This window comes from Corynebacterium diphtheriae (genome assembly GCF_001457455.1).
Lineage (GTDB): Bacteria > Actinomycetota > Actinomycetes > Mycobacteriales > Mycobacteriaceae > Corynebacterium > Corynebacterium diphtheriae.
The window spans coordinates 657,070-676,955 of record NZ_LN831026.1 but is presented as its reverse complement, the minus strand read 5'-3'; the positions used below and the strand labels follow the sequence as shown (position 1 = coordinate 676,955).

General features: G+C 53.1%; 20 protein-coding genes, 1 tRNA gene, 1 other RNA gene and 1 pseudogene. 10 read left to right on the top strand and 13 right to left on the bottom strand.

Going from position 1 to position 19,886, the window contains the following annotated elements:
- Positions 1-224: 224 nt before the first annotated feature.
- Together AT687_RS03335 and AT687_RS11805 are read right to left on the bottom strand one after the other, a co-directional pair.
- On the bottom strand, positions 225-590 hold the full coding sequence (locus AT687_RS03335) for a hypothetical protein (protein ID WP_014301568.1): 366 nt from the start codon (positions 588-590) through the stop codon (positions 225-227).
- Complete coding sequence (locus AT687_RS11805; protein ID WP_014318806.1) at positions 591-1,205, bottom strand: trypsin-like serine peptidase; 615 nt, start codon at positions 1,203-1,205, stop codon at positions 591-593. It lies immediately after the preceding gene.
- A 302-nt stretch (positions 1,206-1,507) separates the two neighbouring features.
- On the opposite strand from AT687_RS11805, the gene AT687_RS03330 reads away from it, so the two are divergent.
- Together AT687_RS03330 and AT687_RS03325 are read left to right on the top strand one after the other, a co-directional pair.
- Entirely contained in the window at positions 1,508-2,311 is an 804-nt protein-coding gene (locus AT687_RS03330) for a class I SAM-dependent methyltransferase (protein WP_014301566.1), read from the top strand.
- A gap of 33 nt (positions 2,312-2,344) precedes the next feature.
- Positions 2,345-2,686: a cupin domain-containing protein gene (locus AT687_RS03325; protein ID WP_014301565.1), complete on the top strand. Its 342-nt coding sequence runs from the start codon at positions 2,345-2,347 to the stop codon at positions 2,684-2,686.
- 356 nt (positions 2,687-3,042) lie between these two features.
- Here AT687_RS03325 and ssrA read toward each other — a convergent pair.
- From ssrA to ftsE, 4 genes are all read right to left on the bottom strand, one after another.
- Positions 3,043-3,427: a transfer-messenger RNA gene (gene ssrA / locus AT687_RS03320) on the bottom strand.
- A 90-nt stretch (positions 3,428-3,517) separates the two neighbouring features.
- Positions 3,518-4,009, bottom strand: a complete 492-nt coding sequence (smpB, locus tag AT687_RS03315; RefSeq protein WP_014303095.1) for an SsrA-binding protein SmpB — start codon at positions 4,007-4,009, stop codon at positions 3,518-3,520.
- Between the two features lie 106 nt (positions 4,010-4,115).
- The gene (gene ftsX, locus AT687_RS03310) at positions 4,116-5,018 is read right to left on the bottom strand and encodes a permease-like cell division protein FtsX (RefSeq protein WP_014318805.1); all 903 of its coding nucleotides are present in this window, start codon (positions 5,016-5,018) and stop codon (positions 4,116-4,118) included.
- A 16-nt stretch (positions 5,019-5,034) separates the two neighbouring features.
- Entirely contained in the window at positions 5,035-5,724 is a 690-nt protein-coding gene (gene ftsE / locus AT687_RS03305; RefSeq protein ID WP_003850596.1) for a cell division ATP-binding protein FtsE, read from the bottom strand.
- Positions 5,725-5,903: 179 nt separating this feature from the next.
- Here ftsE and AT687_RS03295 point away from each other — a divergent pair.
- Positions 5,904-7,501, top strand: a pseudogene (locus AT687_RS03295) (AbgT family transporter).
- Here the strand turns inward: AT687_RS03295 and prfB are convergent.
- Positions 7,498-8,607, bottom strand: coding sequence for a peptide chain release factor 2 (gene prfB, locus AT687_RS03290; RefSeq protein WP_010934526.1), 1,110 nt, complete (start codon positions 8,605-8,607; stop codon positions 7,498-7,500). The pseudogene AT687_RS03295 and the gene prfB sit on opposite strands and share 4 nt — an antisense overlap.
- A 122-nt stretch (positions 8,608-8,729) precedes the next feature.
- Here prfB and AT687_RS03285 point away from each other — a divergent pair, with 122 nt between their 5' ends.
- Together AT687_RS03285 and hisN are read left to right on the top strand one after the other, a co-directional pair.
- The gene (locus tag AT687_RS03285) at positions 8,730-9,602 is read left to right on the top strand and encodes an inositol monophosphatase family protein (RefSeq protein WP_003850590.1); all 873 of its coding nucleotides are present in this window, start codon (positions 8,730-8,732) and stop codon (positions 9,600-9,602) included.
- A gap of 55 nt (positions 9,603-9,657) precedes the next feature.
- A complete protein-coding gene (gene hisN / locus AT687_RS03280) occupies positions 9,658-10,446 on the top strand; it encodes a histidinol-phosphatase (RefSeq protein ID WP_014318803.1) in 789 nt (262 codons plus the stop codon).
- A gap of 18 nt (positions 10,447-10,464) precedes the next feature.
- On the opposite strand, the gene AT687_RS03275 is transcribed toward hisN, so the two are convergent.
- The 5 genes from AT687_RS03275 to AT687_RS03255 form a co-directional block, all read right to left on the bottom strand.
- Complete coding sequence (locus AT687_RS03275) at positions 10,465-11,556, bottom strand: S1 family peptidase (RefSeq protein ID WP_014318802.1); 1,092 nt, start codon at positions 11,554-11,556, stop codon at positions 10,465-10,467.
- Between the two features lie 201 nt (positions 11,557-11,757).
- Positions 11,758-12,126 (bottom strand): biotin/lipoyl-containing protein, encoded by a 369-nt coding sequence (locus AT687_RS03270; RefSeq protein ID WP_003850583.1) that lies wholly within the window; start codon positions 12,124-12,126, stop codon positions 11,758-11,760.
- 24 nt (positions 12,127-12,150) lie between these two features.
- On the bottom strand, positions 12,151-12,414 hold the full coding sequence (locus AT687_RS03265) for a hypothetical protein (RefSeq protein ID WP_003850577.1): 264 nt from the start codon (positions 12,412-12,414) through the stop codon (positions 12,151-12,153).
- 13 nt (positions 12,415-12,427) lie between these two features.
- Positions 12,428-13,984, bottom strand: a complete 1,557-nt coding sequence (locus AT687_RS03260; protein WP_014318801.1) for an acyl-CoA carboxylase subunit beta — start codon at positions 13,982-13,984, stop codon at positions 12,428-12,430.
- Positions 13,985-13,996: 12 nt separating this feature from the next.
- Positions 13,997-15,478 (bottom strand): methylmalonyl-CoA carboxytransferase subunit 5S, encoded by a 1,482-nt coding sequence (locus AT687_RS03255; protein WP_010934521.1) that lies wholly within the window; start codon positions 15,476-15,478, stop codon positions 13,997-13,999.
- A 629-nt stretch (positions 15,479-16,107) separates the two neighbouring features.
- Between AT687_RS03255 and AT687_RS03250 the strand changes: the two genes are divergently transcribed.
- The 5 genes from AT687_RS03250 (at position 16,108) to AT687_RS12390 (ending at position 19,485) form a co-directional block, all read left to right on the top strand.
- Positions 16,108-17,064 carry a DUF418 domain-containing protein gene (locus AT687_RS03250; protein WP_014318800.1) on the top strand — a complete coding sequence of 319 codons (957 nt, stop codon included), beginning with the start codon at positions 16,108-16,110 and terminating at the stop codon, positions 17,062-17,064.
- 2 nt (positions 17,065-17,066) lie between these two features.
- Positions 17,067-18,077 (top strand): trypsin-like serine protease, encoded by a 1,011-nt coding sequence (locus AT687_RS03245; protein ID WP_014318799.1) that lies wholly within the window; start codon positions 17,067-17,069, stop codon positions 18,075-18,077.
- Between the two features lie 356 nt (positions 18,078-18,433).
- Positions 18,434-18,745, top strand: coding sequence for a sodium/glutamate symporter family protein (locus tag AT687_RS12930; protein ID WP_021334917.1), 312 nt, complete (start codon positions 18,434-18,436; stop codon positions 18,743-18,745).
- A 35-nt stretch (positions 18,746-18,780) separates the two neighbouring features.
- On the top strand, positions 18,781-19,242 hold the full coding sequence (locus AT687_RS12395) for a sodium/glutamate symporter family protein (RefSeq protein WP_021334916.1): 462 nt from the start codon (positions 18,781-18,783) through the stop codon (positions 19,240-19,242).
- A 48-nt stretch (positions 19,243-19,290) separates the two neighbouring features.
- Positions 19,291-19,485, top strand: a complete 195-nt coding sequence (locus AT687_RS12390) for a hypothetical protein (protein ID WP_014318796.1) — start codon at positions 19,291-19,293, stop codon at positions 19,483-19,485.
- A gap of 309 nt (positions 19,486-19,794) precedes the next feature.
- Here AT687_RS12390 and AT687_RS03235 read toward each other — a convergent pair.
- A tRNA-Met gene (locus AT687_RS03235) sits at positions 19,795-19,868 on the bottom strand.
- Between the last annotated feature and the right edge of the window lie 18 nt (positions 19,869-19,886).

Below are 19,886 nucleotides of genomic sequence, written 5' to 3'. Positions count from 1 at the left end.
GCACGGACTGGGTAAACACCAACACCAACATGATGAGCTGCAGCCTAATAACTATAACCCTGCTCGAAAAGAGCCACTAATTCTTCCCGCTGTCCCGCCGACAACGAACTACGTGCACGCATACAACTGCTCCCCGCTAGTAGGTAACTGATTTCTCAGTCCAACTAATGGGGAGCAGTTCACTTTTTTCACCAGCTACACAGGAATATACCGCGCCCTAGTAGCTAGGGATTTAGCTCAACTTCTCTTGAGGGCAAAGCACGAACGTTTAAGTTTTGTGCTGGAGCTTCAGTTGTAACAGTAAGTTTTTCGATCTTACCTACAGCCGTGCAGTGCTTTGGTGCTTCTGGTAGCACTCCCTCGACGATTGCAACTTCAATGAGACCATCAGTTTCCTTGGTAACGATGCGTAGTTTGAAACACTTAGGATCGCCCGTGTTGGCAATAAAAGTTAATTCATGTGAATCTGAAACTTCATACTTAGTCCAGTTTATTAATTTTTCTGAGTGCAAACCGGCTTCGCTGTTCGAGCATCCGCATAGCATGGCAACGATGCCCAGAATAACTATTAGCCATCTTCCAAAATTCATTTAATCATTCCGGGTGGAGTTAAATAGATTCATTACACCATCATCAAAATACGGACCACCGTTATAAAAGTTATCTACTGGCCCGAACGAGGTAACTGATCGAACGTGTCCAAGCCCCGTGGAGTTGCTGTAGTCATCTAGCCAAGGACCTCCGGAAGATCCGCCTCCAAAATCGCATCCTGTGATCTTGGGGAAGCTGCTTAGCCACCATCTGTGCGTCGTAGTTCTTCTCCAGCAAGCCCACATCCTCTCGCCGCCATCAAGGTTTCCAGGATATCCAAATACGGTGACATCAAAATTTTTGGAACCTCCGGTCCTTAAACCGTACCCACCGACGGCATCTACGACCTTCTGTCCTGAGACATTAGTGTAGGTAGTGACGAATGCTACGTCTCTTTCGAAGCCTAGTCGACCTTCACCGTTGTCTATCCATCCTTGGAAAGTGGTGAGGGTTTTTGCTTGGAACGTCCCGTAAGGCCGATGGTTGTAGTGATAATCTGGGATGAACACCCAGTTCTTATGCCATGCCCCATTATTGCCACCGCCATGCACGCAGTGTCCAGCAGTGATAACCAACCGTTTCGAATGACTGTTTAATGCAGACCCAGAGCACATATAATCGAGACCATCTTTCGCATTAGTGAAGAGGACCTTACCGTTTACTTCAGAAAAATTACTTACTGAACGAGTGCTGCGTTCCTTAGTTTTCCGACAGTCCCGGAAACGGGATCGCTTAGTACTCGTTGTGGCGAGACTGAAGTGTCCTGATTTTTGTTCCGCTTTTTATACTGGAGTCAGTTTGTTGAGCTGTGTTTGATTATAACTGGTTATTATCTCGCTAACCGCCCTCACTCTCGAAATACATAAGGTACGCCGAATGATTGAATTAGGTATGCCTTAGTTGTTAAAATTTCGGTATGGATTACTCGTCTTCTTTGCCTCAATCTGATCGTTCAACAAGTACCGCTGCCGGGCATTGGGTGCTCGCTCGCGCTGGTAAGCGGGTGCTTCGCCCTGGCGGGTTGAAGTTGACGAAACGTATGTTGAGTGCCGCCGATATGCAGGGAAAAGAAATCGTGGAGTTTGCTCCAGGCCTTGGTCGTACTGCCCAATTGATCGTGACCGAAGGTGTATCCTCCTATGTTGGTGTTGATCAAGACTCGGCGGCAGTCGCACGGGTGGAAGCCATCGTCAAACCTCACGGCGGAACAGTCATTAATGCTAAAGCGCAAGACACCGGATTAAGTGGCGAAAGTGCCGAGGTGGTGGTGGGGGAAGCGATGCTAACCATGCAAGGCGAAAAAGCCAAAGCCGAAATCGTTGCCGAGGCATTCCGCCTCCTCAAACCAGGCGGTTATTACGCCATCCACGAGCTTGGCCTCACCCCAAATGACATTGACCCAGAGTTGGCTGATGGGTTACGCAAGCAATTAGCCCAGACGATTCGAGTTAACGCGCGCCCGCTGACCGAGAATGAATGGCGTACGGTGCTAACTAATGCCGGTTTTGAGGTGGAATGGATTAGTTTCGCACCGATGGCGCTATTGTCTCCCAGGCGTAATCTTGCCGATGAAGGTTTCTTGGGAGTCGTCCGGATTATCCGTAACCTAATCCGCGATAAAGCCCTACGAGCCCGAGTTTTTCAGATGCGATCCACTTTCAACAAATACCGCGACCACCTGTCCGGAATCGCTATAGTAGCTAAGAAACCATCCGACTAAATTATTTCCCTAATCACCTGAAAGGTCACCGTCATGAGCGCTGAAACTCCAGCATCCCCAGCCCTAGGCTTTATTAACAATCTAGCTAATGAAATCGAGTACGCGTCAGGCTCAACTGTCTCCAAAACCTTGCTGCGTGCCGAGGGAGTCAACGTCGTCCTATTTTCTTTCGATGCCGGGGAGGAACTTTCCGAGCACACGGCTGCAATGCCAGTGCTCGTTGAAACCTTAGAAGGTGAGCTTGAAATCACCGCCGAAGGTAAAACCGTGACTCTGCTACCTGGTGGGATAGTGCATTTCACTACCCGATTACCGCATGCCGTTAAAGCCATCAAGCCGTCAAAAATGGTGCTCTACATGCTGGCAAGACCTTAAACTCAAAGAAACGGCTAGTCAAAAGAGAAATCACACAGTTTAGTTTTATCTTTCAGCCGGGTAGCGCAGCGCCCCGCTAAACCAGCAGCAACTTAAGCATGCGAAGGAGATATTGCTGGGCAAGGGTATAAAAAAGTACCCGCCCAGCAAGATAGCGTCCAAATATACGAGCCGTAACGAGAACGTGGGGTCAGTTTTTTACCGAAGGGTAGGTCTCAGGCGCATCGCCTCAGCGACCACTGCATAGGAAACCAAGCGGATCAATAAAATAGAGAACCCTATGTTGAGCTGTCAAAATGGCTCTTTATCCAGCATAAAAATAGGACGCTCATTTTGTATCAAAATGAGCGTCCTAGTAGTGGAGCTGCCGGGAATTGAACCCGGGTCCTACGTCACCTCGCTAGGGCTTCTCCGTGCGCAGTTCGCGCGTGGATCTCTACTCGGCTCTCCGGCTTGGACGAACACACCCGGATGATGAGCCCAGTCATCGGTGAAAGTCCCGGTTTGCCCCGTTGACACAACAAACCAGCAAGTCTCTTAATCGATGCCAGACACTAAACCAGAGACGAATCTAGGCTGACAGACACGCAGGTCGCTGCAAATTAGGCAGCGAGGGCGTAGTCGCGCTGAGTGTTCTCTGCGCTTATATATTTGCTACGACGCTTAAAATCGGTGGTCTCTAGCCTGCACCGGCACGCTTCCCCTAGCTTAATGCACGCAGTCGAAACCAAAATCAGCCCCGTTGGTGCTTCTACAGTTGGGTCGCCGTACAACGAATAACTGTAGAACCGCAATATTAGCTGGCTGGAGTGAGCTTTTCAACCCCTGTTTCTAAGCGTGGATTCCTTTGACACGACGCCCCAGATCGCGAACCACTTCTCGTTCTTCGGTGCGACGCTTGATGTCTTGGCGTTTGTCGTAGTCTTGTTTACCCTGGGCAAGTCCGAGTTCCACTTTGAGTCGCCCTTCTTTGAAGTACAAGGACAATGGAACCAGAGTTTTGTTTCCGTCACGCACCTTGCCCATGAGCGAATCAATTTCGCGTCGGTGCAGAAGAAGTTTTCGGGTGCGCATTGGCGAGTGGTTCGTCCACGATCCGCGGGAATAGATTGGGATATTGAGATTACGGATCCAGGCTTCGCCTTCATCGATAGTGGCAAAGGAGTCGGTGAGGGATACTTTGCCCTCACGGATCGACTTGATTTCTGTTCCCAACAGCACGATTCCGCACTCGAAGGTGTCCAAAATCTTGTAGTCATGCCGCGCTTTGCGGTTAGAAGCAATAACTGGGTGGCTATTTTTCGCCTTTTTCTTCTTTGCCATAGTGGCATCGATAGTACCCGTAAATACACCACATCCCCAAGAAATTCCACGGTAAAGGTACGTGTGGTTTTCTTGGGGATGTGCAGCGCTTATGAGGATGCAGTGGTTACTTACGCACGTACCACCGTAATGTTGCCTGAGCAGTGATAGCTGCAAATATAATGCCAATGACTGCAACGACGGGAGCCACTGCCCAAATATCGGCATTGCTTACTCGTGCGATGAGCTGCGAATCGTAAAGGCCTTTGAGAGTCTTATCAACCACCCACATTTTGCCACCGAAAAGCGCAAGGCCAGACAAGATTGCACCGAACAGCGCCGCCACCATTGCTTCGATTACAAAGGGGGCTTGGGTGTACCAGCGGGAAGCACCCACCATGCGCATGATGGAGATTTCTTCACGACGATTAAATGCGGCGATCTGGACCATGTTGACGATCAGGAAGATGGCGGCAATCGCTTGGATTGCAGCGAAAATGAAGGTGGAGTTTCTGATCGCGTCGAGATTGTCAGTAGCACCGCGAAGGTCATCGACTTGGTCGACGATGGTATCTACCTGTTCCATGTCGCGAACCTGGTCAAGAGGCTTTGTGTCTAGGGGGTCTTCGAGACGAACGTGGAGTGCCGCAGGCAGTGCGTCTGGTGAAGTTTCTGCGACCAGTTGGGGGTCGGTGTCTTTGAAAACTTCAACGAAACGGTCATAAGACTGTTGGCGGGAACGATAGGTTACTGTCTCGATACCATCGGCACCATCGAGCTTATCTCGCACGTCACGGCACGCTTGACTTGAACAATCCTTGTCATTAGCGGAGATGTCCTCGTTGAGCTGAACCATGACCTCCACACGGTCAAGGTAGATATCTTTGGTTTCTTTGGTCATGTTGGTAACCAAAAAGCCGGTTGCCAGCAGCGCGAGCGAAATCGCGGTGGTGATGATCAACGCAATGGTCATCGTGATGTTTCGGCCGAGGCCTCGGAACGCTTCACGGAATACAAATCCAAGTTTCATCGTGTGCACTCTCCTCCTACTGTGCCTCGCCGTAGACGCCGTGGGCGTCGTCACGCACTAGGGTGCCCAAATTGAGCTCGATCACGCGTCGACGCATGTCGTTCACCGCTCGTGCATTGTGCGTCGACATAACTACTGTCGTTCCGGTTTTATTGATCTGGTTGAGCAACACCATGATGCCGTCGGAAGTTTCGGGATCAAGGTTGCCGGTGGGTTCGTCGGCAAGCAAAAGAAGCGGCCGGTTAACAAACGCACGCGCGATAGCTACTCGCTGCTGCTCACCACCGGAAAGCTCGTGTGGCATTCGGTTAGCTTTGCCAGAAAGTCCCACGAGTTCGAGGGTTTCTGGAACGAGTTTGTCGATACGCGCTTTACGGGTGCCGATGACCTCGAGTGCGAACGCTACATTGTCGTAAACATTTTTTTGTTGGAGCAATCGGAAGTCCTGGAAGACGTAGCCGATATTTTGGCGCAACTTGTTAATTTGGCGGCCACGAAGTTTATTCACGTGGAAATCTGACAAGTACAGGTCGCCGCTGGTCAGATTCTCCTCTCGGATCATCAGCTGCAGAAAAGTGGACTTTCCGGAGCCGGAAGGCCCAATGAGGAAAACAAATTCGCCCTTGTTAATGGTAAGCGAAACATTGTTGAGCGCTGGTCGGGTCGAGGTCTTATAGAGCTTGGTGACATTGTCGAACGTGATCACAAACGTCCACCTTAGCTAACATCCGCCCCAATGGAAACAGCAGTCACAATTTTTACATTCGGACATCGCTGCCATCGCACACGGCGCAGCACCCCCCACACAGCAAACCCTATGACCACCATCACATCATCGTCAGTACACTGGCGGACATCATTGTTGCCGACGATCGGAGCCCAGAAATGAGCACGACCACACCGCCCCACAAGACTGCCCCTTCTGGCTTTCTCGGAAAAATAGAACAGCTAGGCAATCGATTACCAGACCCTTCTGGATATTCGCCTTCCTCGCCATCATTGTGGCCATCAGCAGCTGGATAGGATCCGCCATCGGCATGACTGCTGTTAATCCTCAAGACGGATCGACAGTAGAAGTGACAAACCTGCTAACAAAAGAGGGCGCCACCAAAATGGTGAGCGAAGCGGTGAACAACTTTGTAACCTTCCCACCGTTAGGCGTCATCATTACCGTCATGCTGGGTGTTTCCGTGGCCGAACACTCTGGCTTTATCAGCGCACTAGTACGCGCCATGGTAGCCAAAGTCGGTCCGAAGACCCTGACATACGTTGTCGCACTGGCAGGTGTGACCGGCTCAATTGCTTCAGACGCTGTCTACGTGATGCTCATTCCGCTTGGCGCCATGAGCTTCCGTGCCCTCGGCCGCTCCCCCATCGTGGGCGCCATGGTTGCCTTCGCCGCGTCGTCAGCCGGGTTTAATGCCAGCTTGATCCTTAACATCACAGATGTTCTCCTTAGCGGAATTTCTACCTCCGCAGCGCAACTGGTCGATCCGGAATATCACGTCTCACCCCTTGCCAATTACTTCTTCGTTGTCGCTTCTTCCCTCGTCCTTGCGTTGATTATCACCGCAGTGACAGAACTGTTCGTTAAAAACAAGGCACGCCAGCTCGTCGATCACAACCACATCGATCACTCGGAATTAAGCTTTCGCGACGACGATCACCCCGACCCCAGCGCGAAAACCGATGAGGAACTAGCCGAGGAAATAGCACTCCATTCAGGGGAAATCCGCGCACTAACAATTGCAGGTGCGGCCTTTATTGGCATGTTGGCCGTATATTTTGCGCTCCTGTTTGTGCCGGCCTCGCCGTTTTATTCTGAAGAATCAGCGATGTCCAGTCCGCTCGTCAAGGCTGTTACTGTTCCGATTTCCTTGATGTTTTTAGGCCTTGGTGTGGTTTATGGGATCACGATAAAAAGCATCACGTCTCTAGGCGACATTCCGGCTTTTATGGCCAAGGGCTTGACCACTTTAATCCCCATGGTCGTGTTGTTCTTTATGGTTGCCCAATTCCTCGCATGGTTCCAATGGTCAAATCTTGGCATTTGGACTGCGATCAAGGGCGCGGAGCTGTTACAGCGTTGGGATCTGCCGGTCTATGTTTTGTTTGCTGCTGTAGTGCTCGCTGTGGCTCTTCTTAATCTCACGATTACATCGGGCTCTGCACAATGGGCATTAATGGCACCTGTGATTGTGCCGATGATGATGTATGTGGGCATTTCCCCTGAAGTCACGCAGATGTTGTTCAGGATTGGCGACTCCCCCACTAACATCATCACTCCGATGAGCCCTTATTTCGCGCTCGCGCTGACATTCTTGCAGCGTTACTACAAACCAGCTGGTGTGGGCACACTGGTGTCGCTTGCATTGCCGTATTCCATTGCGATGCTTGTTGGCTGGTTTGCCTTCTTTATTGTTTGGTACGCACTAGGGATTCCGCTGGGTCTTGGAACCCCTATGCACTTCCAGCAGGGTTAGTTTTGCCCCTGTTGTTCCGCCATGCGCCAGCGAATACCTGCCTCTAGGAGGCCATCGATGTCGCCGTCGAGAACCTTCTGGGGGTCATTGACCTCATAGTTTGTACGCAGATCTTTCACCATTTGATATGGGTGCAGCACATAGGAGCGCATTTGGTTGCCCCATGAGGCGTTACCGCCTGCGCCGAGCGCATCAAGTTCGGCACGTTCTTCTTGGCGCTTACGCTCCAAAAGTTTTGCCTGAAGAACGCGCATGGCTGATGCCTTGTTCTGGATCTGGGACTTCTCATTCTGACACGTCACGACGATGCCCGTTGGGATGTGCGTTAGACGCACGGCAGAGTCGGTGGTGTTCACGGACTGCCCACCTGGCCCCGAGGAACGGTAGACGTCGACACGCACTTCGGAGTCAGGGATATCGATGTGGTCTGTTTGTTCAACAACGGGGAGAACCTCGATCTCAGCGAAAGAGGTCTGGCGACGCCCCTGGTTATCAAAAGGACTAATACGAACCAAGCGGTGAGCACCCTGTTCGACCGATAATTGTCCGTACATGTACTCACCATGAACTACGAACGTTGCGGACTTAATGCCTGCTTCTTCGGCATAAGAAATGTCGTAAATATCTACTTTGTGGTCGTTTTTCTCAGCCCAGCGGATGTACATACGCATGAGCATTTCCGCCCAGTCAGCGGCATCCACGCCACCGGCGCCAGAACGGATATTGATCACTGCCTCACGGGAATCGTACTCGCCAGACAACATAGTCTTTACTTCTAAGGCTTCAACGTCTGCGGTCAGCTCGGCGAGTTCTTCGTCGGCAAGCGCTAAAGCATCCTCGCCTTCCTCATCGGCGAGCTCATACATCACGGGGAGGTCGTCGATACGCTGGCGCAATGTGCTGAGCTTTTTCAGCTTGGCTTGCACCGAAGACAACTCGGTAGTCACCTTTTGCGCGGTGTCAGGATCGTCCCACAGCGTAGGATCGGAGGCTTGCTGTTCCAACTCGCGAACACGCGACTCCAAATCCTCGGGATTCATCACTTTTTCGATGGTCGTCAAAGTCGAGTCGAGTTGAGTTACAGCAGATTGAGTTTCCGGTCGCATAAGCGATAATTCTAGCGTGTCTGCCCGCCGTGCTTGATACTGGCCTGATCTCCCCCTCAAGTGGGCAGACCCCCGTGGGGAAATGTTGGCTCCATCCCTAAGAGCCATGCACAATAGACCACATGGAGAATTCATCCGACCCACGCACGCAATCAGCAGCGACAGCTTCCCTCTCGGAGATGATTGCCACCATTACCAAAACGTTCATCATCGCCCACGTTGACGATTCAGATGAGCACCTAGCGCAAGCGTTGGTGTACAACGCAGGCCGACTAGCATGGCGTATGCGTGAACAAGGCGTCCACACGGACTACAAAACATCCCTATCAGATGTGGTCACTGACGCCGACCGCGCCGCGGAAGAATTTGTTTCAGGAGTACTAACAACCCTGCGCCCCGAAGACGGAATTGTGGGCGAAGAAGGCGCAACCCGAAACAGCACCTCAGGGCGCACATGGGTGATCGACCCCGTCGACGGCACCTACAACTTTGTCAACGGATCAGACTTTTGGTGCTCCGCGCTTGCACTGATCGAAGGTGAACCAGAAGATCCCACCCGCATCATCTTCGGCGCAGTACACCGCCCTGCTATGGGCTACACCTGGTTCGGTGGACCAGAGATCCCCACCACCCGCGACGGGCAACCCGTAGCCAAGCTAGAAAATAAATCCACCGAGCTGATCAACTTTGCCACCTACCTCAACCCGCCATATCTTCAGCAGCCAGAGATCGTCACCCGCTGGCTCACCATTGCCCAAGCCTTTTTAAGCTGGCGAATGATGGGATCCGGTTCAGTAGAGCTGGCCAACGTTGCCGATGGCACTATTGGAGCCTACGTGCAACATTCGGTAAAAGACTGGGATTGGTTACCTGGTCGCGCCCTTGTTGAAGGCGCGGGCGGAAAGTGCATCAAAGTGGAATCCGGTGGCGTGACGTGGTCAATTGCTTCTAATCCACAAGCAACCGATGAAGTCGCAGCGATGTTGTCTCGCTAATACTGTTCTTACATCTCTCCAGTTTTCCGGCTATTTTCAGGAGCACGTACCACCCATGAGTTACCACGACGATCTTGAGTTTGCTCTCCAGCTTGCAGATGCCGCAGACGCCATCACCTTGGCACGATTTGCAGCCTCTGACCTGAAGGTTTCTTCTAAACCAGATATGACGCCGGTCAGCGATGCCGATATTGCCACGGAGCGTGAACTTCGAGATCTCATCGCGCAGCGCTTCCCCGAGGACGCAATTCTCGGCGAGGAATTTGGTGGCACCGCCGAGTTCACCGGCCGGCAGTGGATCATCGACCCCATCGATGGCACCAAAAACTACGTTCGCGGTGTTCCCGTGTGGGCCACACTTATAGCATTGCTTGTCGACGGCCACCCTGTTGTTGGCGTGGTGTCTGCGCCAGCCATTGCACATCGTTGGTGGGCTGCTCAAGGAGAAGGTGCATGGCGCAGCAACCCAGCTCAAGAATCCCGCCGCATCCACGTCAGTAACGTAGCGCAGCTAACCGACGCCTCCGTTTCGTTCTCCTCCCTCGATGGCTGGAAAGAACGCGGTCTATTGAACAACTTTGTCGCTCTTTCCGACGAGACGTGGCGTCTACGCGGATTCGGTGACTTCTTCTCCTACTGCCTCGTTGCCGAAGGCGCAGTCGATATTGCTGCGGAACCAGAAGTATCCCTGTGGGATCTAGCTCCCTTGTCCATATTGGTTGAAGAAGCCGGCGGAGTGTTTAGTTCCCTCGACGGAAGCCTAGGACCTCATGGTGGAAACGCGCTGGCTACTAATGGGCTGCTTCACGATGAAGTCCGCACAATGCTGACCTCATCGCGATAACAACTCCCCCGCTATCTATTAAGAGTTAGCAAGCCGGAAACCATGTCCGACTGATTTCTTAGAATTGAGGTCGGATACGATTGCATCCATGTTCGTGCTGATAGTGGGCACAAAGAACGGCCCCTGCCATGGGGTTGTGCATGGGTAGTTCACATTAGGGATCATGCCACCGTTGATGATGCCAACCACACGATCTCCCACCAACATTGGTGCACCGGAATCGCCCTGCATTGCGCAGACTTGGGAAGCCGTGGTGCGGTGGTCATGATTCCACACCAATCCACAGCTAAACCCAGTAGCAACGCCCTGTTTGCAGGCTGTATTACCTGTGACAGGCATCGGGCCACCGACTGAATTAACGCGGATATTGTTGTAATTTTGGGTGACTTGAGCATTGGAGCCAAGCTCTACGACTGCATAGTCCAAGTTAGAGCCTTTAGCTACCACGGTACCGCTTGGGCCTACCTGCCACGAATCAGCAGAGCTGACCGCATCTCCTACATTTCCGCAGTGCCCTGCCGTAATAGCGATTTTCCGCCCATCGGCATCGTAGCCAGAAGCACCTACTGTGCATAGGCGGTCTTTGCCCACGTAGATCGGGGTGCCAGGGCCATACAGAGATGCCCCCTGAGCTTGCGCCTGCAATGATTCTTCTGGAATGTCTGGTGCATTAAACCAACTACCCTGAACACGGTGCAGCACTGGACCAGGTTTTTGAGCCATTACCTGCGAAACAGGGTCGTTCGTCCAGTGATAATTAGGACCATCAACGGGGCGTTGCGCGACCGCATGCCGCTCAGGGGCAGGTGCAGCCACCTGGGGATCTGCATAGGGCATGACAGGGGCTACGAATGCTTGAACTTGTTGAGCTAGCGTATCGACGGCCGCCGCAATCTGGGGATCGATTGCAGGTGCTGGAATCCCCCAGCTATTAACCATCGTGGTGACAGTTTGTGTCAGGGTCGGTGCATGCTGTGGCTGTGTTACTGGCTGAGGTGTGGATTGGACCTCATCAGCGTAAGCTAGCGGCCCCGCAAAAAATGCCGCACCCGTGGTTGCAGCAGCGAATAATAGTGGACGATACAGGCGCGAAAAACAAAGGTGGCGCATAAGATTTGATGAACCTTCACGTGGATTGTGGAAGTGAATAACAACGACGATCTCCCCTATATAACCACGTGTGCGGTAAAAAATTAAGTGCCCTGAATACCTCTCCCCTAAATGCGCAAACGCGCTGTGCAAGTCCCTGAAAACAGGGAGTTTTTGCACAGCGCGCACGTGTCACATAGGTGTTGTGCACACCTTGTTTGATTAGTCGATGGTGACCAACGCTTGGCCGCCTTGGACGGACTCGCCGACCTCGACTCGGATGCTGCCAACCTTGCCAGCATTGGGAGCGGTGATCTCGGTTTCCATCTTCATGGCTTCCAAGATCAGCAGAACCTGACCGGCTTCAATCTCTTCGCCTTCTTCGACCAAGATCTTGAATACCGAGCCTGCAAGAGGTGCGACCACTGCGTTAGCGCTCACACCGGACACGCTGGCAGTAGCTGGTTCGGAGTGGGTAGCACCGCCACCGGAGCCGCCGCCGAAGTAGATTGGCGCAATCTGGCGCTTTTCTTCCTCGACCTCGACTTCGACGGAGTAAGCGATGCCGTTGACTGTCACATTAAGTTTCATGATTTACCTTCTATCCTCGGCTGCTTACAGCGTGCCCGGAATATGATGCTGGACGCTCTGACGACCCTGAGCGGCCCACGTGCGGTGACGCGAGTACTTCACGGCCTTGATCTTGCCTCGGTTACCCAAGAATGCGGAGACTGCTGCAGAAATTGCGATGATGACGTCTTCTGGGATGGACGCATCAGAGCGCTTACGCAACTCTTTGATCTCTGATTCTGCGGAATCGAGGCGCGCGCTTAACTCGTTGACTAGTTGAAGCAGTTGCTCGTTGTTTAAATCGCTCATGACTGACGCTTCCTTACACTGGTCCCAAGCCGTGCTTCTTAGCAGGGCGGGTAACGCGCTTGTTGGTCAGAACCTCAAGTGCATTGGCGATGTGCAGGCGAGTCTCTGCTGGATCGATGATGTCGTCCACCAAACCACGGGATGCGGCCATAAATGGTGTGGAGAACGTATCCTTGTACAGCTGGATAAGCTCTTCGCGCTTTGCTTCCTTGTCTTCGGCAGCCTCAATTTCTTTACGGAAGACCACGTTGACGGCACCTTCTGCACCCATCACAGCGATCTCAGCAGTTGGCCATGCGAAGACACGGTCTGCACCAAGATCCTTGGAGCACATTGCCAAGTGAGCGCCACCGTAGGACTTACGCAGCTCGATGGTCACCTTTGGCACCGATGCTGCGGAGTATGCGTAAAGCATCTTTGCACCGTGGCGGATGATACCGCCGTGCTCTTGAGCAACACCTGGCATAAAGCCTGGAACGTCCACGAAGGTAACGAGTGGAATGTTGAAAGCGTTGCAGAAACGGATGAACTGGCTGCCCTTGTCAGAAGAGTTGATGTCTAGGACACCCGACATCACGTTTGGCTGGTTGGCGATGATACCGACAGTACGACCGACGATACGTGCAAAACCGACCACGATGTTTGTAGCGTAGCCTGCCTGGACCTCGAGGAAGTCACCGCGGTCGACAACACGGCTGATGATGTCGCGGACATCGTAGCCCTTCTTGCCTTCCACAGGAACAATGTCACGCAGCTCTGGATCAGGCTCAACTACTGGGTCAGGATCCACCACAGGTGGCTCCTCAGTGTTGTTCTGAGGCAGGAAGCTCAGCAGCTTCTGAGCGATCAGGACGGCTTGCTCGTCGTCATCAGCAATGAAGTGGATGTTGCCGGCCTTGGTCATGTGTGCGTCTGCGCCACCAAGTGCATCAGCGGTGACTTCTTCGCCAGTAACGGACTTGATCACACCGGGGCCAGTGATGAACATGTTGGCCTTGCGGGTCTGGATGATGAAGTCAGTCAGCGCTGGCGAGTATGCTGCACCACCGGCACAAGGGCCAGCAATGATCGAGATCTGTGGGACCAGACCCGATAGCAGCACGTTGTGGTAAAACACCTTGCCGTAACCGGACAGGGAGTCGATACCCTCCTGGACACGAGCTCCGCCGGAGTCATTAATGAAGATGAACGGTGTACCGGTGGTGGCCGAAGCCTCCATCATCGCAGCGACCTTGTTGGATTGCGTCTCACCTGCAGAACCACCCATGACGGTGAAGTCTTGAGAAGCGATGTGGACAGGGCGACCGAACACAGCTCCGGAACCAGTCACAACACCATCTGCTGGGGCATTCGCCTTGTCCATACCAAAGTGAGTGGTGCGGTGCTTAGCAAACATGCCAGTTTCAAAGAAGGTGCCGTCGTCGACAAGCGCGTCGATACGCTCGCGAGCAGTAAGCTTGCCCTTTTCGTGCTGCTTATCAATCTTGGCTTGGCCACCACCAAGGCTTACCTCGGCCTTAGCAGCTGCCAGCTTTTCGAGGCGCTCGGCCATCGACAATTCTTTAGCCATTAGTCAAACTCCTTATTCAGCTGGCTCAACCTTGACGGTCTGGCTGCGACCGCCCACGGTGACCTTGTAGGTGATTGGTTCCAAGACCGCCTGGTTATCGCGGGTCTTGATCTTCGATGGATCCTTGCCCACGTTCTTTGGCCCCTCTGGACGGGTCTTAAAGAACCCTGGTGCAACACCTGGGAACAATGCGTTGGTGAGCACGTCCTCATCGGTACCATCAAAGCCTTCCAGCTTGGATGCCTCCTCGACGAGGTGATCCCACTCTGGCTCGAGAAGATCTGCAGGACGAACGGTGATCTGTTCCTTCTTGGTTTGAGCCTTTGCCTGCTCAACCAATTCAGCGTTGCGCTCACCGATGCATTCGCCGTAGTAACCCAGCATCAAGTCTGCGAACTCTGCAGTCATGACCTTGTAACGGCCCATGAGAACGTTGAACACTGCCTGCGTGCCGACGATCTGCGAAGAAGGCGTCACGAGTGGTGGGTAACCAGCGTCTTTACGAACAATTGGAACTTCGCGCATCACTTCATCGATACGGTCGCCTGCACCTTGAGCGGTGAGCTGGCTTTCCATGTTGGAGAGCATGCCGCCAGGAATCTGTGAAAGGAAGATGTTGGTATCCACCAACGTCTTGGACTCAAACTCTTTGTACTTCGGGCGAATTGTCTTGAAGTGGTCACGAATCTTAATCAGACGATCCATGTCCAGATCTGTGGTGTACTCGGTACCCTCAAGCATTTCAACAAGAGACTCGGTTGGGTTGTGGCCTGGGCCGAGCGACAAGGAAGAAATTGCGGTGTCGACAACATCTGCGCCAGCCTCAATGGCCTTCATCAAGGTCACCAAGGTAACACCAGTGGTCGAGTGGCAGTGGACATTGATCTGAGTGTCTTCGCCGTAGGTTTCCTTGATACCGCGAATGACATCATAGGCAGGCTGTGGCTTCAAAAGCGCAGCCATGTCCTTCAAAGCAATGGAATCTGCACCCATGTCGAGCAGTCGACCTGCCTGCTCAATGTATCCTTCTACGGTGTGCAGTGGCGACACGGTGTAGCAGATCGTGCCTTGGGCGTGGCCGCCCACTTTTTTCACCGCTTGCATAGCGCGTTCCATGTTGCGCGGATCGTTCAAAGCGTCAAAGACACGGAAAACGTCCATGCCGTTTTCCTTTGACTTCTCCACAAACTTGTCCACCACGGTGTCCTCATAGTGGCGGTATCCCAGAAGATTCTGGCCACGAAGCAGCATCTGCAGCTTCGAATTAGGCATCAACTTGCGGAAAGTACGCAAGCGCTCCCATGGATCTTCGTTGAGGAATCGGATGCAGGCGTCGTACGTTGCGCCGCCCCAGCACTCCACACTCCAAAAGCCTGCGTTGTCAATATCCTCGCATGAGGCAACCATGTCTTCCATGGCCATGCGGGTTGCAAACAAGCTCTGATGTGCGTCGCGCAGAGCGACTTCGGTCACTCCAATTTTTCTCGGGCTCATAACTCACAAATTTAGGCATTTTTGTCCTGTAACGCACGTTGAAAACACTAGGAAAAGATCACAAAACCAACCAAACCCAAACATATGACCATGTCCACTTTTGTTTTAAGTGGTCATAACGTGTTTCCCAATGAGCAAACCTCGAAATTGTCACTTTTTAACACGGATGTGAGTTTTTTCACTAAAGCTGTAAATACTGAATGAACCCACACAATTGCTCTGTTTCTCGCCAAAAATAAACGAGACCTATCCCCTCAAGAAACTGACATCGCCGCGGTTCCAGCACAAATACGAAGCACATCGTTTCGGAAAAGCCCAGCGTCGATGGCATTCCGCTGAGACTGCATCACGCCCTTCGCCTGCGCCGAATACACTTGGCACCTCGGACCAGGTGAAACTCGTCAGCATTGATCTCATGCCACTAGGTTACGCGTGCCCCTGGACTCTTTGAACACGCTAGCTTCCCAGAGAAAACACAGACAAAACACTGTGTTTTACACATAATCACTTAATGTATTGTCAGATACGGTTGTTACAACTAGGAAGTCGTTTTGATTAAGACGTTTATAGGGAATACTTCTTTACCAAAGAGCACCTCCCGATAAGCTGTAGTAAAGGAGAAATCTGGGGTGAATAAACCTTCACGAATTGTGGGGCTTGATATAGCGCGCTCACTCGCCATCATCGGCATGATCATTGTCCATATGGCCTCACTGCTTTGGAGCACAAAGGTTGTGCTCTCCGGCCTGCCTTCATCATTGTTCGCCATTATTGCCGGCGCCACCATGATGATTATCGGCCGAAATTACAGCAGCACCACTTTCTTGCGCCTCATCACTCGCGGCGCTCTGATTATTCTCATCGGCTTGGCCTTGTTGCCGGTCGGTGGACAAATTCAAGTAGTCCTCGTCGTCATGGGTCTGGTAATGATGTTGGTTTCCTGGATGCCAGCACTCGGAACCTGGTGGCGAGTCGGCTTCTTCATCGCCGCAACTATCGCCGCAACAATTAAGTACGCGCCCATGACGCTGCCACAGATTTATCCGCTACTGGCATGGATCGCATATTTCATCGGCGGCATGCTGCTTTACGACGTCTACCTACGCGGTCGTCTTAAAGGCACTTCCACCTCCGAGACCAGCGCTAATACTCGGTTGAGTTGGATTGTTACCGCTGTCAGCGTTGTCATCACAGCCGTCGGCATTTACTTCCGATTTGATCCCGAGATTGCTGGCTGGCTCCGATTTACCGGACATACCGGTGTCTTCGGCGAAATCATTCTCTCCTTCGCCGTTGCCGCTATCGTACTGCATTTGTGCCTGTTCGTAGGCGACCGCTTCCCGACCGCGGTTTACCCATTCGCGGCCATGGGAACAATGTCGCTGACCATTTACATCCTGCACGTCCTCACCGCGTTTTATTGGCAGCAGAATGTGACTTTGCATTCCACGATGTCCGCAACAGGATTCATCGTATTCTTCCTCGTCATCGCAAATCTCTGGAAGAAGTTTGTGGGACAGGGCCCTGCCGAAAAACTCGTTGCCACCGCAATCAAGGCCATTGTTCCTTCTGGGAAAGGGAAATAACCGTGAAGAAAACATCTTTTTCCATCGCAGCACTTGTTAGCAGCACCCTGCTTCTATCTGCCGCCCCAGCTCTTGCATTGGAATTCGGCGAACCCGCACCCGCAAATGCTGAGAGCAGTTCTGTGGCCGCCCTGAAGATTGGCAAAATCGGCAATTTCGGTGACTGCACCGGAACGCTGGTTGCAGATCAGTGGGTGCTCACTGCACGCCACTGCCTGGAGTCTGTGAACAACGAAGGAACCCAGGCCCGCATTGGCGGGAAGGTCTACGATGCCGATTCTTGGGCACTGTCTCCAGTGTCCGATGCAGGATTACTTCACTTGACCGAGAAAGTCACTGACGCAACCCCTGCGAAAGTCTCCCGCGATATCCCAACACCTGGGCAGACGGGAACTCTTTACGGCTGGAGCAGCAGCTCGTCCCTGGCACGCTCCGGGCAGCTTCCGATGGCCAAGATGGTCGTCAAGGAACTGTTGGGCGGAGGCCCCTCTCAAGGAGCCCCTAGTGAGGGCGCGCCTGGAGGAGCTACTCCAAGTGAGGCCGCGCCTGGAGGAGCTACTCCAGGTGAGGCTGTTCCGAGTGAATCCAAAACTGAGTCAATCCCTGCTGGAACCGAAAGCATCCCAGCAGACGGCGCCATGATGCCAATGATTCAAAGCGCCATCTTGGACGCACATTCCGTCTCTGGTGCAGGTATGCAGGGCGGCGACTCCGGTGGCCCATTCTTCGTCGATGGAAAGCTCGCCGGGCTTGCTACCGCCGGAACTGCCAATGGCGACCCTGACCTGCCCTCCCCCAGCGCGGCAATCACTACCCTCGCAGGCACCGCCGACTGGATTGACGGTGTCACCTCTGGTCACGACACAAAAAGCGTCCTAACCGCAGAGAACACTCCTGCTCCACCAAAGACCATTCAGACCAGCGCCGATCACATGTGGGGTTACCTCGCCATCGCGTGCGTTGGCCTAGTTGCCGCAGCAGCTTGGTCGCGCATTAGGAATGGCCGACAGTAGAATCGTCTAGCCACAACCACAAGCCGCCTCCCCAGCAAGTACTGGGGAGGCGGCTTTTATCGTGCATACGAAGAACTTAATCGTGACTGAAGCCACAAAATCTCTCAGTAACTGCCGTACAATCGTGAGGTATTCCTATGTTTTTATTCCAATTTTTCTAAGAATCGACGATGCGATCCACATGATTGCTAATTGGTGAAACCCCACCAACGAGAAAGGTAATCAATTCCCGTGGATGGTTACACGCTCTTCGACGTCTTGATGGATACCGGTTGGATTTCGTTGCTGCTCATCATAGGTAATTTGATGCGGCGATTACTGCAGGCCTACTCGACTTGCTACTAGGCCCCAACGCTTTGGGGATCATCCAGTTCATCGAGCACTTCGGCGACTATGCGACGATTCTAATCACCGCAGTCTTCGGTGCCCTTCCGTTCACAATGGACTTCGATGCCAAGGTTCGCCAGCGTGCACGAACAATGTGGTCCTATTCCGTGGGCATGTACTTGGCACAGTGGGGCTTTTTCGCACTTCTTGGCGTGATTCTTTTCGCCCCGCTGTTCAATACTCAGGACCGGTTTGGCATCATGCTGCTCGTCGGCTTCGTCGGCGGTTTCGGTATGGCAGCAGCAGTTGGTGGCGCACTGGACTCGACCGGCATGACTTAGGCCACGAGTTTGGGCTTACAGCCGCCGCGGTGGGCATGTTTTCCGCAATTGTCGGTGGCGTTATCTTTGCCCGCTGGGGTTCAAAGAAGGGGCGCACCAACGAGCTGCCTGCCTTGGATAAACTACCGGAGGACATGCGTACCGGTATCATCTCTCTTCCCGGCCAACGACCAAGCGTGGGACGCGCGACCACGAGCCCGTCCTCAATTGAGCCGATCGCGCTGCACGTGGCGGCACTGGCGGGAGTAGGTGTGCTACACCTGATTAAGGCACCGCACTACCTAGATACGAAGTTGATGGGTTCAGTCTCCGGTGCGTCGACGGACTTCCTAGTTGCAGTGGGCATCGCGTCAATTGTGCCAGCAGTGGTGGCCACCTACATTCTCCCGCTGATTATTCTGTTCGTCGTGGGGCTGGCCTTCTGCCTGGTGTTGTTCTTCTACGTCGCACCACGAGTCATCGAACATGGTTGGTTCGAGCGCGCCGTATTCAGCTGAAGCTGGGCAACCGCTTCCGTAGCCACGGGCATCGGCGTCCTGAAGATTGTGGACCCGCAGCAGAAATCCGGCACCCTCGAAGAATTCGGTATGGCCTACGTCGGCTTCGCACCCTTCGAAATCGCGGCGGCCATCCTCGCTCCCATCGCCATCATCGCCGGACTGGTGTGGCTATTCGGTGGCCTGGCTCTGCTGATTCCGCCGATGATAATGCCGAAGAAATCGAAAGTCAGGGCTTCGTAAAATTATGAATTCGGCTTAATTAGGTAGGTTGTGTCTGGTGAAAGGCGAATAGGCAAAAGGAAAGCGGGACGGAGCAAGACACAAGAGAGCACCATCCTTTCCTACCTACACCCGCTGGGTTGATAGCTATACCGTGCCTAGCCCCCGATTTTCGTTCAAGACTTTGGGATGGCCCCCACATAGGAGCGCCAGTTACTCGGGCTGCGATAAGAGCAATACGCCGAACTATAGGTGCGGAGGACTTGAGCATATGCACCAAAAAGCAAGAAGCCCCCAATTCACTTTCGCGAACTGGGGGTTCCAACTTAGTAGCGGGGGCAGGATTCGAACCTACGACCTCTGGGTTATGAGCCCAGCGAGCTACCGAGCTGCTCCACCCCGCGACGGATGCCAAGAACAAT

Excerpts from the sequence above, each read along its gene's own strand:
- AT687_RS03335 (WP_014301568.1), bottom strand. The coding sequence starts at position 590 with ATGAATTTTGGAAGATGGCTAATAGTTATTCTGGGCATCGTTGCCATG.
- AT687_RS11805 (WP_014318806.1), bottom strand. The coding sequence starts at position 1,205 with ATGTGCTCTGGGTCTGCATTAAACAGTCATTCGAAACGGTTGGTTATC.
- AT687_RS03330 (WP_014301566.1), top strand. The coding sequence starts at position 1,508 with ATGGATTACTCGTCTTCTTTGCCTCAATCTGATCGTTCAACAAGTACC.
- AT687_RS03325 (WP_014301565.1), top strand. The coding sequence starts at position 2,345 with ATGAGCGCTGAAACTCCAGCATCCCCAGCCCTAGGCTTTATTAACAAT.
- smpB (WP_014303095.1), bottom strand. The coding sequence starts at position 4,009 with ATGGCAAAGAAGAAAAAGGCGAAAAATAGCCACCCAGTTATTGCTTCT.
- ftsX (WP_014318805.1), bottom strand. The coding sequence starts at position 5,018 with ATGAAACTTGGATTTGTATTCCGTGAAGCGTTCCGAGGCCTCGGCCGA.
- prfB (WP_010934526.1), bottom strand. The coding sequence starts at position 8,607 with ATGCGACCGGAAACTCAATCTGCTGTAACTCAACTCGACTCGACTTTG.
- AT687_RS03285 (WP_003850590.1), top strand. The coding sequence starts at position 8,730 with ATGGAGAATTCATCCGACCCACGCACGCAATCAGCAGCGACAGCTTCC.
- hisN (WP_014318803.1), top strand. The coding sequence starts at position 9,658 with ATGAGTTACCACGACGATCTTGAGTTTGCTCTCCAGCTTGCAGATGCC.
- AT687_RS03275 (WP_014318802.1), bottom strand. The coding sequence starts at position 11,556 with ATGCGCCACCTTTGTTTTTCGCGCCTGTATCGTCCACTATTATTCGCT.
- AT687_RS03270 (WP_003850583.1), bottom strand. The coding sequence starts at position 12,126 with ATGAAACTTAATGTGACAGTCAACGGCATCGCTTACTCCGTCGAAGTC.
- AT687_RS03265 (WP_003850577.1), bottom strand. The coding sequence starts at position 12,414 with ATGAGCGATTTAAACAACGAGCAACTGCTTCAACTAGTCAACGAGTTA.
- AT687_RS03260 (WP_014318801.1), bottom strand. The coding sequence starts at position 13,984 with ATGGCTAAAGAATTGTCGATGGCCGAGCGCCTCGAAAAGCTGGCAGCT.
- AT687_RS03255 (WP_010934521.1), bottom strand. The coding sequence starts at position 15,478 with ATGAGCCCGAGAAAAATTGGAGTGACCGAAGTCGCTCTGCGCGACGCA.
- AT687_RS12395 (WP_021334916.1), top strand. The coding sequence starts at position 18,781 with ATGTTTTCCGCAATTGTCGGTGGCGTTATCTTTGCCCGCTGGGGTTCA.